The organism is Bacillus sp. BR3(2024) (assembly GCF_039134555.1).
GTDB classification, from domain to species: domain Bacteria; phylum Bacillota; class Bacilli; order Bacillales; family Bacillaceae_G; genus Bacillus_A; species Bacillus_A cereus.
Genome location: NZ_CP152438.1, coordinates 586500 through 602589, shown reverse-complemented (window position 1 = coordinate 602589; position 16090 = coordinate 586500). Strand labels below are relative to the sequence as shown.

Genomic DNA, 16090 nt, shown 5'->3' with positions numbered 1-16090 from the left:
ATCTTTTCTCTAAGGATTCTATGCCTACATAGTACAAAAGAACTATCTTGTCCTTTATTCCTTGTGATACAGAATAAAGCAACATGATAGTTCTTTGAAAAATCTCTTATTTAATCCAACGGAACCAATTGATTTCGAACTGCATAAATCACTGCTTGCGATCGACTTTTCACATTTAGTTTTTTAAAAATTTTATTGATGTGAATTTTAACGGTTTTATCACTAATATATAGAACTTCAGCAATTTCTTTATTACTAAGTCCTTTTACTAGTTCAAAGAGAATTTCCTTTTCACGTTCCGTCAGTTCATTTTCATTTGATTCTACTTTCATTTTTTGCTGATGATATGTAATTAATTTTTTAGTCATACGTGGATGAATAACGGAATCGCCTCGATATAACATTCGAATTGCTGCCACTACCTGCTCCGATGATGAATCCTTTAATAAATAACCATCAGCACCGGCCTGGAGTGCATCCATTAAATACTCATCATGCTCATACATTGTAAACACAAGTACTCGGCAATTCGGATATTTTTTTTTCACTAACTCTGTAGCTTCAATCCCATTTTTCCCTGGAAGGTTAATATCCATCAAAATACAATCTGGTCCGCATTCTTCTACTTTTCCCAATACTCCATCCCCAGAGCTAGCTTCTCCAACCACTTTCATATCAGATTCATCCTCTAGTATGCTCCGAATTGCATCCCGTAAAAAAGCATGATCATCTACTACTAATATTTTAATCATTTTACGCACCCCTTGTTTGTGAATCTGGAATTAACAGTGTAATTTCTGTCCCTTTCCCTACGGAACTATCAATCTGTAAAGTAGCCCCTAATTGTTCAGCTTGCTCATTCATATGTAATATACCATAATGTGGCTCATTCTTTGTTTTCACCATAGACTCAAACAGTGAAAAACCAACTCCATTATCCTTAACTCTTAAAAGCACGTGCTCACTTTGATAACTGAGTAAAACATCAGCCTTTTTTGCTTGTGCATGTTTTACAATGTTTTGCAAACTCTCTTGCAATGTATCAAAAATAACTCTTTCTTTCGAAAAGCTAAGCGCACGTGCATGACCTCTTTCATGATATGTAATATCTAGTTCATATTCTTGTTTTAAAGATTTTATTTTACTTGCTATTGCCTGCTTAAGGCCTAATTGTTGTGTCGGATATGGTTTTAAAGCATAAATAGAATAGCGAACTTCTCCTAGGCTTCCTCTTAAATCTTTTATGCTTTTCTCCACTACTTGCTGCATATCTATTGGTTTATCACGGTATTTTTTCTGCGCGGATTCTAGTTGGAATATCACCCCGGCTAATGTTTGCGCAATACCATCGTGAATTTCTCGGGCGATTCTATTTCTTTCTTCTAGAATCATTCTTTTTTCTTGTTCAGAAATCAATATCCTTGTTTTAACTACATTAGCTAATTGGTTAGAAAATGTAGCCAACGACTGTACATCTTCTGGGAAGAAACCCGCATTTCTACTCTTCCCTGCAACAAACATCCCGACTAGTTCACCATTTACAATAAGAGGAAAATATACAAGTGAGCGTATGACACTATCAAATATTTCATCTCCAGGAGCCGTACCAATTTTCCAATCATTAAATACAATATTCTTAGAAAGTTCCTCAAACGCTCGAAAATTTTCTAAATGATCAGAAATATCGGATTTTACTTTTCCATCTTTCAACAGAATATTCCAGTTACCATCATCTTTTGTCCATATTACATATGCTTGTATACCAAAAAAACCTTTAAGTGCTTGTTTAATATGCTTCAAGTTTCCTCCGGTTAATCCTCGACTAATTTCGGTCGTAATAAGAAATAGCTCATATAATCGTTCCTTCTCCATCCTTATCCGTACAGAAAAAGAACTAATAATGGAAGTTGCTACAAGTGGAAAAAAGAAAAACAGTACTGTAATCTCGTTTACTTCCACACTATATGTACTAATTAATACGTGCATTAGTGCCGCATAAGAGAAACCAAAAGTTTCGCAAAGAAATACCGTTACAGTTTTTTTATACCACTGATAGATTGAATATGGCTGCGGAAGGAGTATCATTAACAAATCGTAAAAGCGATTGTTGAAAAAACAAAAAATCACGCAAAATAATAACAAAGATATTAAATTCTCATACAGAACTGACATACCTATCTTATTAACTATTAAGGACATACATTTGTCTGAAAACCATTCGGCCAAGAACAAACTAAGTGCATGCTGAGTACTATTAAATAACATTCTTTGTATCGGTGAACGACGATGCAGGTGAATAATTAGCGTGACGAGTACAATAGCAACAATAGTTATATGGATTCCAAACTGCCAACTCATAGCGTAAATTATCGGAAAGGTAAGCGAGCTAGTTCCTCTCCAAAATCTTACAGGAAAATACTCAGCAATCCCCATAAATAGTAACAACACTATTAGTATTGTTGGATGAGAAGGGATTTTAATTTCAAGTAAAGATATAGTTATAGTAACCAAACCAAGAAAAGAAATAAAATAAAGATAAGAACTAGCAATCTTTTCTCTCATAAAGATAGAATTTACATCTTTCAAAACAACCCCTTCTTTCCTTATAAAAACTTCATTTTCTCTATTATCCAACAAAAAACCGGCACTGGCAAAATGGAAGGACATCCACTAGCCAATCACCGGCTGTGTACTGCACCTATAAAGGCAAGACACAATACTAGTATATAACAGGTTGTAAAGTTTACCCATTAGTCAAATGGTGTAATTGTACATACTTTTAGACTTAGTTCTACTAGTACAAAAGATGTATACAGAATTTTAATTTTGATTTACTAAAACAATTCTAAAAAATAGAAAGGCAACCTTAAAGGGTTAGCGTTATTGCAAATCAAGATAATAAAACCGCATCTCCAATTATTAGATAACTATCTAATACATTGGAGATGCGGTTCACTTAGGTCATTAATGTTTCAGCTATTCTCTTTATTTGAAAATTACATCTACCATACTAATTTAATATTATATTCCTGAAGCCAACTATTAACTTGAAGTAAATAATCTATTATACCTCTTGCATCATTACCTGAAATTACTTCGTCTTTTCCTTCTGCAATAGCACGAACTCTTTCTACATTAATTAATGGCAAAATAGGTGATTCAGGATTGTTCAACACATGTAACATCCAATCACTAATACCTTGTAGATAAGAGGCATCCTTAGTGCTTGGATATGCACTTTTTTTACGATAACGTACATCCTCTGGAAGTACATTTTCAAAAGCTCTACGTAAAATACCTTTTTCAATATTGTCTATGCTTTTCATTTCGAATGGGACATTCCATAAGTATTCTACAAGCCGGTAATCACAAAATGGAACTCGTACTTCAAAGCCATTCATCATACTTGTGCGATCTTTTCGTTCTAGCATAAATGGCAAGAAACGTGTAATAAACATGTAAGACATTTGACGTTGCTTCATTTGTAGATCACTTTCACCTTCTAAAAAGGGAACCTCAGCAACCGCATCTTCAAATTTTTGTTTTTGATATTTTTCAGGGCTAATCTTAGCTTTAAAATCCTCTGATAAAATTTCTGTACTATACCATAAATTAACACTCCAAGGGAATATCTCTGCATCTAGAAACTTCTCTTGATGGAACCATGGATATCCTGAGAATACTTCATCTGCGGATTCGCCTGAAAGTGCAACTGTTGCGTCTTTTTTCATTTCCTTAAATAGCAAATAAAGAGACGTTTCTAGTTCTCCAACTCCAGGTAGATCACGCGCTCGCATTGGAGTTAATAAATACTCTATTAAACTATCTGATCCTAACTCTATAGAATGATGCTTTGTTCCTACATATTCAGCCACACGTTTCACCCAAGGTTCATCACGATCAAAACGAAGGAAGTCTTGCTCAAAGTCTTTTTCATCATTGATGAAATTCAGGGAATATGTATGAAGGCGTTCCCCTTTTTTCCCAAATTCATTTCCTGCTAAACCTGTTAAACCACTGGAATCTAAACCTCCGGAAAGCATAGATACCACTGGTTTATCAGCAATTAACTGCCGTTTAACTGTATCTTGTAAAATGGAGCGGATTGTCTCGACTGTTGTATCAATATCATCTACATGTTTTTTACTTTCAAGTTTCCAATACTGTGTCGTAGTCGAGCCATTAGAGGTAAACGTCATATAATGGCCAGCACGCACTTCATGTATATCCTTGAAAATAGCATGACCAGGAGTACGTGTTGGTCCAAGGCAGAATATTTCAGAAAGTCCCTCTTTATCTACCTCAGCATCTACAAGTGGATGCGAAAGTAAAACTTTTAACTCTGAACCAAAGAGAATTGCGCTTCCCCTTTGAGCGAAAAATAAAGGCTTCACGCCTAGATGGTCACGACCAAGCATCAATTTCCCAAATCTTTCATCCCAAATACCAAAAGCAAAAATCCCATTCAAGTGTTGAACACAATCTTCTTGCCACTCTAAGTAAGCATGTAGTAATACCTCTGTATCTGACTTGGTCTGAAATTCATGACCTTTCTCCTCAAGTTCTTTACGTAATTCTTGATAGTTATAAATTTCTCCATTGAACGTAAGGCCAATCGTATCATTTCCATCTTTATACAGCATAGGTTGAAGGCCACCTTCAGGATCAATGACGATGAGACGTCGATGACCTAATGCCGCTCGTTTTGAAAACCAATGCCCCTCTGCATCAGGTCCTCGGTGAATGATAGCATCTGTCATTTTTTTTAACGTTTCTTGTTCATGAGACAGGTCTTTAGACCAGTCTATCCACCCTGCAATTCCACACATAGTGTCTACCTTCTCTCAAATAGTATAGAAACCGACTAAAATTCAATATCAGTCGGTTTTCCGTAAAAAAATCCGACTAAAAACATCTTTTAGTCATGTTTATATAATAAAATGAATTGAATAAAAAATCAAATAATTCACTCAAGAAAGAAATCACTGTCCCCTTTCACTTGAATTCCCATCGTTCGATTATAAAAATTATTACCTCAAACTTTCAACTTTATCCCTAGGTTATAAAGTTGCATTCTATTATAGTTATATACTAGAAATAAGAATGGTGTATGTTATTCTATAAGAAGCAACTAGGGGCCTTTCTATTAAGCTAAAAAAAATGACAAGTAGAATGATAGAGAATGTAATGAAAGAAAACTTCGCTAAATATTTCAAGGATAGGGTGTAGACAATGATCAAATTAGAAAAAGAAAATAAAAAGATGAAAATCATTCAATCTGCCACAATACTGTTCTCTACGCGTGGTGTCCGTAACACAACAGTTGATGAAATTGCAAAGACAGCTAAAGTTGGTAAAGGTACTATTTATTATTACTATACAGATAAAACTGAAATATTATGCGACTGCTATATACGTCATATTCAGCTTAAGCGCTCACAATTATTTAATTTATATAAAGAAGAAAAAGATGTTTTACTTCGAATACAAAAAATTCTTCATTATATCAGCCTAGAATATCATCAAGATCCATTTGTTTCTACACTCTTTCAAGAATATAAAGAGTACCATTCACCTGAAATTACAACTTGTTTTAAACAATCTGAAGAAGAAGCAATTAACATGATAAGTAATTTACTCGAAAAAGGTTATCAGCAAGGAGCTTTGCATAAGGTACCATTACCGCTTACAGCTTTTATGTTAGTACGAATGATTTTTAACTACGAACAGGATTATATAAAAGATGATAAAAGTGATACAGAATTTCTGCAGTTGCTAAAACATATGCTTCTTAAAAACTAGTTTTAACAACCCAAAAATAAGTGCGGTGCAATTATATGAAGAAGAACGTGAATAATGGCGGTTTTTATGAGCTCTTTTCACTCTAGACAAACACACGAAATATCCAACGCTTATGTAGGAATGAACGAAAAAATAGTGTAGTAAAAGGAGCGTGTTTTCATCTATCTAAACACGCTCTTATAAATATTTAAACCCTATATGAATTGCTTATTCCACTCTAATTGTCTTTTAACTCATACATATCTTTTTATATTCGGTTATCATGCCAGAAGTTTATTGGAAAATGATTATTCTCATCATAAGCTTCAAATTCATACCCTTTTTCTTTTAATCCTTTTATAATTGCTGGAACTGCCGCGACAGATTGTGGATGAATATCGTGCATTAAAACAATTTCTTTTGAAGACGTTGCACCTGCTAAGACATTTTGAACAATTTTTGCGGCCGCTACATCCACAGGTAATTTATTGTATTTCCAATCCAAAGAATCAATTGTCCAATCCCATACTTTTAAATCATGTCCGACCATTTCATTTCGAAGTGATTCATTTAAACCAGGCATTGATCCATATGGTGGGCGTGTTAATTTCGGTGAGTTTCCAATAACATTTCTAATTAAAGATTGATCTTCTTTCATTTCCTTAACATATTCCTGATTGGTGTATAACTTTTTAAAATCATGTGTCATACTATGCATGCCTACATAATGGTTTTCCACATGCTCTCGTTTCACTAAATCTGGGAACCTTTTCACATTATCGCCAATTAAAAAGAATGTTGCTTTTACATCATTTTTCTTTAATACATCTAATAGGTTAGCTGTATATTTTCCTGGTCCATCATCAAAAGTTAAATATGCAACTTTTCTTTCTTTACCATCAAAACGATTAGGTATCGATTTTTTTAATTCATTTTTAGGTAAACTGCTCACTTGTTGAACACTGTTTCCCTCTTCCGCATTTACCAGCTTAGGATTTGTAATAGATTGAAACATGTAATACCCTATTGCTACTAATGTAATAGCCAACAATACACTTATAATTCTTTTTTTCTTAAGCTTAATTTTCATATTATAATCTTCTTTCTATCAAATCATTCCACTTTAAGTCGTTTAGTTTTATTATTCTATTAGCTTATTAAGTTTTTTAACTTAACCAATCTCAATTTTGGACTAATCATTTTAATAATCTATATAGGTGAAAATTAGTGCCCTGCACTAGCGTTCATGGCATTTCCTATAATAGTTAAAACTACCGGAAATAATACTGGTCCTAAGGTAAGGAAAATGTTTAAAAGTATAATAAAATTATATAGTGGGCTATAATTTTTACTATTACTGTTTTCCAATACTAGGATGAATAAAGTTATTACAGTAATTAAATGTAGTAATAAAATTATCAACCAATAATACATCATTATAGTAAGATTCCACTTTCCTAATAGTTGGTATGTTACCCCTATGATTATCCCTAATATAGTAACATTAAAGGAAATAAACAAAGTTCTTTTTAGTATTTTAGGGAATGTTTTGTGATCCACAGTTTTATTATATAAACCGATTAAAATGCCCAAAGATAGATATGCCAGTAATAGCCCTACCCAATTCCAGATCCAATCTTGATCCCCCATTAAATTAAACAAAAGCGAAAGGATCCCTCCTACTGCAAAAATCGAGGAGATCATAATACTATTTAAAGCTGATTTCATACTATTTTCACTTCCTTAAAAATTTTACAATACAGCATTGAAGTCTACTCTTAAGTTGTCCTTTACTTATTAGAATCCTTTTCATTAAAAACCTTGTATGGAAATACCATCATATAATCCGGTCATCATACCTATTAGCATATACGGAGAATGGGTAGGACCAGCAAAAATTACATCTACATGATCCCATCCCATAATTTTCAAACTAAACGAAACTCCACCAAATCCTACTCCACATGGTAGATATACAAATAGAGGATGCGATCCATCAACTTTTATTTGTATATCAATTATTCAGACGTGTAGCAACTACTGCATTACCTTAAAATAAATGCTTTGATTTTTCATCGTTAATAAAATAGCACATTTGATTCTTATTAACTTATGTTCTTCCTTCTTCTACTGCTTTACTATACCCCGCTGTATATTCAAAAATAGTAGCCCCTTTGTTTCTAAGTATATCTTTTCCCCACTTTTTCGCAGCTGCTGCCATATGTACATATGATGTTTTAAAGTTAATCATAATTTATTATAATTAAGTATATATTAACAATATATTAAGTATAAGTAAATAAAATTAATCATAATTTAATTTTATTTACTTATTTAAAGGGGATTACATATATGAACGATATTAATGTTGGTCACAAAATTAGGGAATTTAGAAAAGGTTCCGGATTAACCAGTAAGCGTTTAGCAGAGTTAGCTGATATAACACCTTCTATGTTAAGTCAGATTGAAAAAGGAATCACAAATCCTTCATTACAAACACTAAAATTAATTTCTGTAGCATTAAATATTCCATTGTTTAATTTTTTCTTAGAGGATACCAATACAGAAGAATTAGTTGTAAGAGCTAACCAAAGGAAAAAAATAACTTTTCCGGAAAGCGGCAATGTTTCGTATGAGTTATTATCTCCTAATTTAGATGGAGCACTAGAATTGGCTTTAATGAATCTGTTACCTCAAACTGCTTCATCTATGGAGCCTGTGGCACATAAAGGGGAAGAAATAGCTTTTATTATGGAAGGGCAAGTAAAACTATATCTAAATGATGAGGTTTTACTTCTCAATACAGGTGATAGTGTTAAAATCCCACCTTATGCAAAGCATAAGTGGGAAAACACTTCTTTAAACAAAGTCACTGTTATATTTGGAGTAACTCCACCATCTTTTTAATTTCAAATACTAGCTAAGAAAAGTTAGAGAAAATAATTCTCTAACTTTTCTTGTATACATAACTTTATTTTAAGAAAGTAAAAAACTTGTCTCTCAATTATATGTGATTAAAACTAGTGAAATAGATCTTTTTAATTACATACTTAATTTATTTTTTAATGTCCAATATTTTTCTCCATTAGCTTCAAAAGAGAATTCTACCCATCCATTCGGATCTTCACGATAAATAAAGATGGTTGTTCCAGGAGTTACTGTACCAACTTCATTCTCCTCGATAGCTACCTCTGGTCTACTTTTAATTTTCAAATTAAATGGATAAGGTACCTGATAGTAAGTAGCTGATGATACAACATTTGAGCTTGAACCGTCTGCATACATTTTATATGGAATTTCATTAGATAACGCGTCGACATCTAATGTTTCAGGATTCTTTGGTAATTTTTTGGCATATGTATAGTCTTCTACATGAAACGGTTTAATACGTTCCATAATACCTGCAATTTTCTTAGCCCAGCCTTTATCTGATGCATATTTCACGTTCATGCCAGTTAATGTTGGGCCGTTATAATACATACCACTTTCTTCTAAATATCTTTCTCGTACATAATTAGCGTTATAAGCAATGCTATCGCCATAGCTTGGTAAATATTTCGCATATTTAAACGGATCTCCATCATATGCACGTAGACCAAATAGATTATGTTTTTGATATGCGATTTCTGATTTTCCGTATCCAGATTCTAAAATCGCATGCGCCGCTAAATAATGAGCACTCACGCCATATTGATTTTGCGCATTAATAAAATCTTGCCCATGTCCAACTAAAGGACTATCCGAGTGATATTTCGCAATAAAACTATCAATCTCTTGAGCTGTAATTTTCGAAGCCACTGTTAAATTTAAATCTTCATATGAGGTAGCAGTAATAACCTCTTTTTCATCGTTTAAATTTTGTTGTAACATATCTGTTTTTGCAGTAAGTTGAGCAGCTTCAGCACGTGTTATAAATCTATTTGGTTGCCAACCGTTCTCGGTACCATTAGAGATTTTTAAATCTATTAAAATATTGGCATATTTTTCTCCCCAATGCCCTTTTAAATCTTCAAATCTAACCTGATCATTATGATTTGGTGTGCTTTGTAGTTTATATGCATTTACTAGCATCGTAGCCATAGCAGCGCGAGTTACTTTTCCGGATGGATTGAAGATTCCATTACCTTCACCTTTAACAATCCCAGCTTTTTCAGCAGCAGCAATATAAGGAGTAGCCCAGTGATTTTGTGAATCTGTAAAAGATGGTTTTGCATTAGGGTCAATTTGTATCCCTAAAACTTTTGTCATAATCTTTGTAGCCGAAGCTCTGTCTAAGGAATCATTTGAACCAAAAGTTCCATCTGGATAACCATTTAATACCTGTTTATCAACTAAATAGTTAACGGATTTATCAGCCCATGTAGGAACATCAGGGAATTTATGAGTATCTGCTAAAATATTAGAAGAATAGGATAATATAGCTCCTGCAAGGATACCTGTTGCAATTAATTTGTGCTTCATTAAAATAAACACCTCTGCCATTGTATTTATCAAATTGAGATTTTCTATTTTTATATTTACATGTTTGTAATAATAATGAAATCCTATTAACACGCATTCAATTTGATGTAACGAGTATAGTTACTTATATACACAAGTGTCAATGAATGTCTTTTACAAAAATGTAAAATATTTACATATATTTGAATTTCCCTGATCTTATAATCGACTTATGCATATGGTAGATTTAATAGTTAACTTTCTTTTCAATAGTGTAAGTTTCTTGAATTTAATGCTTTATTTTTTACTCTATTAGATATGGATTCACATTACTAATCTAATTAAATTAGATTTCTTTACGCACCCTCTTCTGAATCCCACACTTCAGTAAATTGAAAACCTTTTAATTCACTCTCTAAAATTGCATTTTTGAATTGATCTGATACTAAAAGATAGTTAGGATGTACCTTCCCATTTACATTCAATTTAAAAATCAGTTCGTGCTGGACAACATAAGGAATAAATACAAATTTTTTACATCCTATTATTAAACCTGAACTTAACTTATCAAAGATTGTTTTATTAGTATCAAGTGCTTCCAACACCCTTAAAACATGCATAGCATAGTATTTTTTGTTTGTTTGTTTATGAATTAATGGTAAAAATTCAATATTATCTCCTACTGTAGGCTCTAAAACATTCTTGGCTTTTTCACTAATTATTTGTACACCAGACTTTCCCCAAAAAATAGGAGAATCGCTTGATTTCCCTTCATCTGTTACCTCAATAAACTTAGGCGTCCATGAATCTGACAAACTCACCATAGAATTAAAACTAGTTTTAAAATATTTTTTATCCTCTTCATAGTTCAATAATTGAAAGGTTTCATAATCATCAGTCGAGCTTTTTAATTGCCAAATCTTCATATATATTCTCCTTTATTATTACCATTTATTTAGTTAGTTGTTTCTTGGGTTCATTTAATCGTAAATTACCTTCTGATAAATCTCTTCCTATTCCATGTAACACTGTTTTGTTTCAAATTCCTTATTTAATTCTTGTAAAAAAATAAAAAACAAACTAACCTTTAAAATGTTAGTTCGTTTTTTATAAATTATTAAATTAATATCAGGCATTTAAAAATGAATTTCAAATTATGTTTAACATTAATTATTTTTATCCATTGGTATTGTATTTAGTGCTAAACCAATAGATCCTAATTTTTCAATTATTTTTTTTGCTTTACCATATGGAGCCCCTTTTACTAATGTAAAAGGAAGGTTTTTCGATCCTTTTAATAGTTCCCCTGTTGAAATATCAAGTGCGAGTACACTTTTTATCTTTACTAAATCTTTTAATCCCCCATTAGGAATTTCTATTAACACTATATTACACGTATCAGGGATTTCTTCTTTTATTTTCTGTATTTTTTGATTCAAACAACCCGTATTTACCCACTCAATAAAATCTAATGTAACTACAGTGGCATGATTTGGATTCATATCACCAGAATCAACAGCCCTTACTTCTCGTACATCTGCACCTTGCGACATTAAAAAAACATTGCCACTACCATCATCACCAATAGCAACATAACCATTTGCATATTCTGTTACTTCCCAAGTCTCATTTCGTTCTATAATATCATCAGTACCATAAATTATTAATCCTCCACCTATAGAAAAACCATTTGTATATTTCAATAAATCTTTATGTACATTTGGTAATTCAACTTTCATTACATCTTCTATTTCTTGAATTTCAATATCATTTGCTGGATTATTTTTTATTAAACCAGAAACATTGGATAAATATATCATTTTTCATCCCCCCAAACTATCAAAATATTTATAAGCATCTACCAATACCTTTCTAGCAGTTTTCTGATCAACTCCTGCCTCAATCATTTCTCTATAGCTTACATTAAATTCATAATTTATATTGGTATCATTCATATCCTTCAAGCTTTCTGCGCTTAAACCTAAGAAAAGGCTTATGCAAATACAGAAGCCTCTTATATTTTTATTTATTACTTTTTAGGGTATGAATTTACATCAATAATCTGATTTTATTAAATTTCTTTACGCACCCGCCTCTGAATCCCATACCTCAATAAATTCAAAATCTTTCAAATCACTTTGTTCAATAAGAACTTTCAACGCGGCAGAAATAAAAACAGCCGTAGGATAGTTTTTTCCATTTATATAAACCTTAAAAATTATTTCATTTTGAACAACATTACAATCAAATGTGAACTTTTCACATCCTATTATTAAACCTGTAATCAGTTTTTTTAAAAAATTAATTTATTACTATCAATTGCATCTAGTACATTCAAAACATGAACTAAATAATATTCCTCACTAATTGATTTGCTTACAAAAAGTAAGAATTCAACATTAGCACCTAATATAGACTTTAATAATTCTTTTGCCCTTTCACTAACCATCAAGGTACCAGTTTCTCCCCAAACATAGGACAGTCACTTTGTTTATCCCCCTTCTACACATTCAATAAAAATTTCTCCCCATAAATCAGAAAGTTTTATTGCCAAATCTTCATGCTTTTCCTCCTATATGCTATGTTATTTACTCAAGTTCCATTCCTTGGTTGATTTATTTTTATACTGCTCTCCAATAACCCATAACGCTATTCTGATTTTCTGAATTGCTGCAACAGCAGAGTTAGGGGCTATTTCAAACTCTTTCATTAATTTTTGTATTTCCACAGCTCTACTATCCTTCTAGGCTACAATATAATGTGCTTTATTATAAAATGAATGATTTTGTATGAAAGCTAAAATTCGCCTAAGTAAATCTAGTGATTTATTGGTATAATTAATATCGCATTCCATTTTATGGATCAATCAATTAATATAAGGCTATGTTTTAAAACATATGAAAATACTGCTAATTTAATATTAAACATAATAAAATACATAGCCCTTTCTTTTTACTATTAAAAAACATATTGAAGTAAGGAGTTATATTATAATGGCAATCTTTCAAAGTAATGTTCAAAAAGCTGAACAAATTGCTACTCAAATGAGAGCAGCTTCTGACGCAATTCAAAATGCAACAGGTAAATCAATAACGCACGCAACACGTACAACTTTAATCGTGAATTCCAAAGCGCAGGAAGCAAACCAGCAAGCATTAGAATTAACTAGACAATTTCTTTCTGCCTTTCAGCAATCCATTGACAATATACAGTCTGTAGCAACAGAGTTTGAACGAATGGACAACGAATTACAGAAGAATTTTTAGCTTTTTTAAGAATTTTTCCTTTATCCCTTCTGTTAACTTATATATAAGCAAAAAGGTAGGCGGAAAAAATGAATCAAGAAATAGAACAAAAAATGAAGGTCTTGAGTCAAAATCTAATGAATCTATCCGAGGAACAATACCAAAATCAACGCGCAATACAAACACAAGAACAAGCAGAAGCAGACTTTCAAGAATTAAAAATACGCAGCCATCGCTTTTTTCATCGTATTTTAGAAACATGGCATGGTGATAAAGAACTCTTTCGCTTTTTTACCAATATACAATTAGAAACTCAACAAATTGAAAGAAGCCTTTCTTATAAATTAGAAGAACAAAAGGAAACATTAATTCAAGAGAAACAAAAATTATACAATCTAGAAAATGACCTCACTCATCAAAAACAAAAACTTGCTAGGGAGGCCAATTTATGAGTTTAAATATGTATCTTGGAGAGGTACAATCCCAAACAAACACTATGTATGCTTTTTGTACTGCTACTATACAAAGTATGGAGCAAGTAATCCAGTCTATCGACAGTTTTGTTGGTGATTCTGTCCTACAGGGTCAGACTTATGATAGTGCGAAAATGTATTTTGCAGAAACGTTTCTTCCTTTAGCACAGGGGATTATTTACCTATGTGAAGAATTACTCCATCAAAATGAATCTTTTCCTGCTGAGTTTCAATCAAGAGTCGCCTCAACAGATATAGTTGAACAAGAACTATTAGAACAAATCCGAGAGATTGACCGAATGATAGCAAGTATTGAAGTTACAAAACAAATTATGCCACTACCGGATATGGATGCAATGGTTAACCTATTTATTGAGATGCGCCGTAAAATCCAGGAAAAGTTAGAACATCTATATGAATTTAATCAAACATCTAGTAATAACTATGCTACCGCGATTCAATTAGCGGCTAGTATCGCTGCAGGCCTTGCTGAAGTTCAAAGTGGAAAAGGCTTTAGCCCTGCAAGCGGTACATTTAGTACACAAAGAATAAATATGGAATGGGCAGATTCTATTCATGAATATCTAGACAATAATATTCGATTAGATAATAGTATAAAAACAAATAATCTAATCGAATCTGGTATACTATTAAGTAGTTCTTCTGAAAAAAATATACTAGAAAAGTTTATAAAAGGGGTTTGGAATGGATCCGGAAAATTTATTGGCGATTTAGTAGAGACATACAATTCGTTAGACGATACAGTGACAAAGGAAAACCTAAAATATGCTGCAGGTCATCCTATAGAAACCGCATATACCATGATAAATACTTTTTCAGACACTTTTATGAATGAATTTTGGCATGGCGATGCTGAAAGTCGTACACAATGGGGAACAAATATTTTTATGGAGTTTGGTTTAGGATGGCTTGGAGATAAAGGAGCAGGCCAAATTGGAAAAGTAACTTCCCTTGGAGACTCTGTAAAGTTAACAAAATTTTCAGGTGATACACCTTATATTTCAAGCCACTTACCATTAAAAGATCGATTTGCTTTTGCTGGTGGAGATGGTTTGCGATCTAGATTTGACACACCAGACTTTAAACAAGCTGAAGAAAAACTCTCTACCTATCAATTTGCTAGTAGTGGAAGAATTAATAGTAGCAGAACTAATGGTGGCAATGTTCCGTATAGTTTTGATTCATCACTTATGGAGCACCTTTTTCACGGGGAACTAAAACAAAAATGGTGGGGACTAAAAGCTGTTGGATATCACCATGAAAGTATGATGGGTGGAGGAGAAATAGTTAGAATTACCCATGCACCAAATTCTGCGGGAGTATATAGAGCAAAAATAAAAGTAGACGGTGAAACAAAAAATGCGCTTTCTTCATTTTTCCCTAAGGATTGGGATAGAGTACAGGTACTTGATTCTATCAAAGAAGCATACGATAATAAGATTCAAGTCGATACAGTTAGATATGTAGGACAAACATCCCACGGATTTAAAGTAGAAATGATTATACAAAATAATGAGATAATAACAGCATATCCTGTTTATACTAGGAGGTAAAAAATGAAATATACATACGAATTTTATCGTGATGGACTTGGCGGATTAAGAATACGTTTGCCAAAAGAAATTTCTATAATTTCTCATTTCTTGGAAGATATTTTAGATGATGAAGCAGATGAGTATATACAAATTTTAGATAATGTAGTAGACCAAAAAGTTCCGCAATATGAAATAGAAGGGAACGTAGCAGCAGTCTACATTGAACCTAATTACACCAGTGCTATTAACTTATTTATGAGTGCTCCAAATAACCAATGTAAAATTGAGACCTCTGAATTTAGAAAACTACTTGTGTTGTGGCGAGATACAGTGGTAGCAGAAGGGAAAGATATAGAAGTATAAAAGAAAACTACCTTCTGTGATATTTAGATCATAGATGCTAAACTCAATAAAATCAAGGGTAGAAATATATTAAATATATTCCTACCTTTTTATTATGTGGCGAGACTCCACATCCATTAACTTAAAAATTTTTTAACACCCTAAAATAGAAAAACAATAAAAAATACATCTCTATAGAGATGTATTTTTTATTTAACAGGGATTGTACTTGCAGAAAAATAAAAGATTTTAC

Annotated in this window: 18 protein-coding genes and 1 pseudogene; 6 read left to right on the top strand and 13 right to left on the bottom strand. The window is 32.3% G+C overall.

What is annotated here, in order from left to right; translation table 11 throughout:
- Window positions 1-110 precede the first annotated feature (110 nt).
- From V7S45_RS30340 to asnB, 3 genes are all read right to left on the bottom strand, one after another.
- The gene (locus V7S45_RS30340) at window positions 111-752 is read right to left on the bottom strand and encodes a response regulator transcription factor (protein ID WP_000590673.1); all 642 of its coding nucleotides are present in this window, start codon (window positions 750-752) and stop codon (window positions 111-113) included.
- Between the two features lies 1 nt (window position 753).
- The gene (locus V7S45_RS30335) at window positions 754-2586 is read right to left on the bottom strand and encodes a GAF domain-containing sensor histidine kinase (RefSeq protein WP_025690163.1); all 1833 of its coding nucleotides are present in this window, start codon (window positions 2584-2586) and stop codon (window positions 754-756) included.
- A gap of 416 nt (window positions 2587-3002) precedes the next feature.
- Entirely contained in the window at window positions 3003-4829 is a 1827-nt protein-coding gene (gene asnB / locus V7S45_RS30330; protein WP_025690165.1) for an asparagine synthase (glutamine-hydrolyzing), read from the bottom strand.
- 403 nt (window positions 4830-5232) lie between these two features.
- Between asnB and V7S45_RS30325 the strand changes: the two genes are divergently transcribed.
- Complete coding sequence (locus tag V7S45_RS30325) at window positions 5233-5802, top strand: TetR/AcrR family transcriptional regulator (RefSeq protein WP_086398072.1); 570 nt, start codon at window positions 5233-5235, stop codon at window positions 5800-5802.
- 247 nt (window positions 5803-6049) lie between these two features.
- On the opposite strand, the gene V7S45_RS30320 is transcribed toward V7S45_RS30325, so the two are convergent.
- The 4 genes from V7S45_RS30320 to V7S45_RS30305 form a co-directional block, all read right to left on the bottom strand.
- Window positions 6050-6871 (bottom strand): peptidoglycan-N-acetylglucosamine deacetylase, encoded by an 822-nt coding sequence (locus V7S45_RS30320; protein WP_025690167.1) that lies wholly within the window; start codon window positions 6869-6871, stop codon window positions 6050-6052.
- A 134-nt stretch (window positions 6872-7005) separates the two neighbouring features.
- Window positions 7006-7509 carry a DUF3902 family protein gene (locus V7S45_RS30315; protein WP_000833538.1) on the bottom strand — a complete coding sequence of 168 codons (504 nt, stop codon included), beginning with the start codon at window positions 7507-7509 and terminating at the stop codon, window positions 7006-7008.
- Window positions 7510-7593: 84 nt separating this feature from the next.
- Window positions 7594-7713 carry a serine dehydratase gene (locus V7S45_RS30310; protein WP_088344416.1) on the bottom strand — a complete coding sequence of 40 codons (120 nt, stop codon included), beginning with the start codon at window positions 7711-7713 and terminating at the stop codon, window positions 7594-7596.
- A gap of 178 nt (window positions 7714-7891) precedes the next feature.
- Window positions 7892-8032, bottom strand: a complete 141-nt coding sequence (locus tag V7S45_RS30305) for a serine dehydratase (protein WP_342762056.1) — start codon at window positions 8030-8032, stop codon at window positions 7892-7894.
- A gap of 101 nt (window positions 8033-8133) precedes the next feature.
- Here V7S45_RS30305 and V7S45_RS30300 point away from each other — a divergent pair, with 101 nt between their 5' ends.
- Window positions 8134-8688, top strand: coding sequence for a helix-turn-helix domain-containing protein (locus tag V7S45_RS30300; protein ID WP_025690346.1), 555 nt, complete (start codon window positions 8134-8136; stop codon window positions 8686-8688).
- A gap of 135 nt (window positions 8689-8823) precedes the next feature.
- On the opposite strand, the gene V7S45_RS30295 is transcribed toward V7S45_RS30300, so the two are convergent.
- From V7S45_RS30295 to V7S45_RS30270, 6 genes and pseudogenes are all read right to left on the bottom strand, one after another.
- Window positions 8824-10242 (bottom strand): S-layer homology domain-containing protein, encoded by a 1419-nt coding sequence (locus V7S45_RS30295; protein WP_342762055.1) that lies wholly within the window; start codon window positions 10240-10242, stop codon window positions 8824-8826.
- A gap of 335 nt (window positions 10243-10577) precedes the next feature.
- On the bottom strand, window positions 10578-11147 hold the full coding sequence (locus V7S45_RS30290; protein WP_000708216.1) for a DUF1629 domain-containing protein: 570 nt from the start codon (window positions 11145-11147) through the stop codon (window positions 10578-10580).
- Window positions 11148-11387: 240 nt separating this feature from the next.
- Complete coding sequence (locus V7S45_RS30285) at window positions 11388-12041, bottom strand: SMI1/KNR4 family protein (RefSeq protein WP_025689742.1); 654 nt, start codon at window positions 12039-12041, stop codon at window positions 11388-11390.
- A 3-nt stretch (window positions 12042-12044) separates the two neighbouring features.
- The gene (locus V7S45_RS30280) at window positions 12045-12128 is read right to left on the bottom strand and encodes a hypothetical protein (protein WP_342762163.1); all 84 of its coding nucleotides are present in this window, start codon (window positions 12126-12128) and stop codon (window positions 12045-12047) included.
- Between the two features lie 174 nt (window positions 12129-12302).
- A pseudogene (locus V7S45_RS30275) lies at window positions 12303-12769 on the bottom strand (DUF1629 domain-containing protein); the annotation flags it as partial.
- Window positions 12770-12805: 36 nt separating this feature from the next.
- Complete coding sequence (locus tag V7S45_RS30270) at window positions 12806-12949, bottom strand: hypothetical protein (protein WP_342762054.1); 144 nt, start codon at window positions 12947-12949, stop codon at window positions 12806-12808.
- A 265-nt stretch (window positions 12950-13214) separates the two neighbouring features.
- On the opposite strand from V7S45_RS30270, the gene V7S45_RS30265 reads away from it, so the two are divergent.
- From V7S45_RS30265 to V7S45_RS30250, 4 genes are all read left to right on the top strand, one after another.
- Window positions 13215-13487 (top strand): TIGR04197 family type VII secretion effector, encoded by a 273-nt coding sequence (locus tag V7S45_RS30265; RefSeq protein ID WP_025689740.1) that lies wholly within the window; start codon window positions 13215-13217, stop codon window positions 13485-13487.
- A 68-nt stretch (window positions 13488-13555) separates the two neighbouring features.
- The gene (locus V7S45_RS30260; RefSeq protein WP_001070984.1) at window positions 13556-13918 is read left to right on the top strand and encodes a DUF3958 family protein; all 363 of its coding nucleotides are present in this window, start codon (window positions 13556-13558) and stop codon (window positions 13916-13918) included.
- Window positions 13915-15513: an EndoU domain-containing protein gene (locus V7S45_RS30255; protein ID WP_025689737.1), complete on the top strand. Its 1599-nt coding sequence runs from the start codon at window positions 13915-13917 to the stop codon at window positions 15511-15513. Before V7S45_RS30260 ends, V7S45_RS30255 begins: the two co-directional genes overlap by 4 nt.
- Window positions 15514-15516: 3 nt before the next feature.
- Window positions 15517-15858, top strand: a complete 342-nt coding sequence (locus V7S45_RS30250) for a hypothetical protein (protein ID WP_000878117.1) — start codon at window positions 15517-15519, stop codon at window positions 15856-15858.
- Window positions 15859-16090: the final 232 nt, after the last annotated feature.

What these genes read in the sequence shown, in the direction of transcription:
- V7S45_RS30340 (WP_000590673.1), bottom strand. Translation starts at nt 752, where the DNA reads ATGATTAAAATATTAGTAGTAGATGATCATGCTTTTTTACGGGATGCA.
- asnB (WP_025690165.1), bottom strand. Translation starts at nt 4,829, where the DNA reads ATGTGTGGAATTGCAGGGTGGATAGACTGGTCTAAAGACCTGTCTCAT.
- V7S45_RS30325 (WP_086398072.1), top strand. Translation starts at nt 5,233, where the DNA reads ATGATCAAATTAGAAAAAGAAAATAAAAAGATGAAAATCATTCAATCT.
- V7S45_RS30320 (WP_025690167.1), bottom strand. Translation starts at nt 6,871, where the DNA reads ATGAAAATTAAGCTTAAGAAAAAAAGAATTATAAGTGTATTGTTGGCT.
- V7S45_RS30315 (WP_000833538.1), bottom strand. Translation starts at nt 7,509, where the DNA reads ATGAAATCAGCTTTAAATAGTATTATGATCTCCTCGATTTTTGCAGTA.
- V7S45_RS30305 (WP_342762056.1), bottom strand. Translation starts at nt 8,032, where the DNA reads ATGATTAACTTTAAAACATCATATGTACATATGGCAGCAGCTGCGAAA.
- V7S45_RS30300 (WP_025690346.1), top strand. Translation starts at nt 8,134, where the DNA reads ATGAACGATATTAATGTTGGTCACAAAATTAGGGAATTTAGAAAAGGT.
- V7S45_RS30295 (WP_342762055.1), bottom strand. Translation starts at nt 10,242, where the DNA reads ATGAAGCACAAATTAATTGCAACAGGTATCCTTGCAGGAGCTATATTA.
- V7S45_RS30290 (WP_000708216.1), bottom strand. Translation starts at nt 11,147, where the DNA reads ATGAAGATTTGGCAATTAAAAAGCTCGACTGATGATTATGAAACCTTT.
- V7S45_RS30285 (WP_025689742.1), bottom strand. Translation starts at nt 12,041, where the DNA reads ATGATATATTTATCCAATGTTTCTGGTTTAATAAAAAATAATCCAGCA.
- V7S45_RS30280 (WP_342762163.1), bottom strand. Translation starts at nt 12,128, where the DNA reads ATGATTGAGGCAGGAGTTGATCAGAAAACTGCTAGAAAGGTATTGGTA.
- V7S45_RS30265 (WP_025689740.1), top strand. Translation starts at nt 13,215, where the DNA reads ATGGCAATCTTTCAAAGTAATGTTCAAAAAGCTGAACAAATTGCTACT.
- V7S45_RS30260 (WP_001070984.1), top strand. Translation starts at nt 13,556, where the DNA reads ATGAATCAAGAAATAGAACAAAAAATGAAGGTCTTGAGTCAAAATCTA.
- V7S45_RS30255 (WP_025689737.1), top strand. Translation starts at nt 13,915, where the DNA reads ATGAGTTTAAATATGTATCTTGGAGAGGTACAATCCCAAACAAACACT.
- V7S45_RS30250 (WP_000878117.1), top strand. Translation starts at nt 15,517, where the DNA reads ATGAAATATACATACGAATTTTATCGTGATGGACTTGGCGGATTAAGA.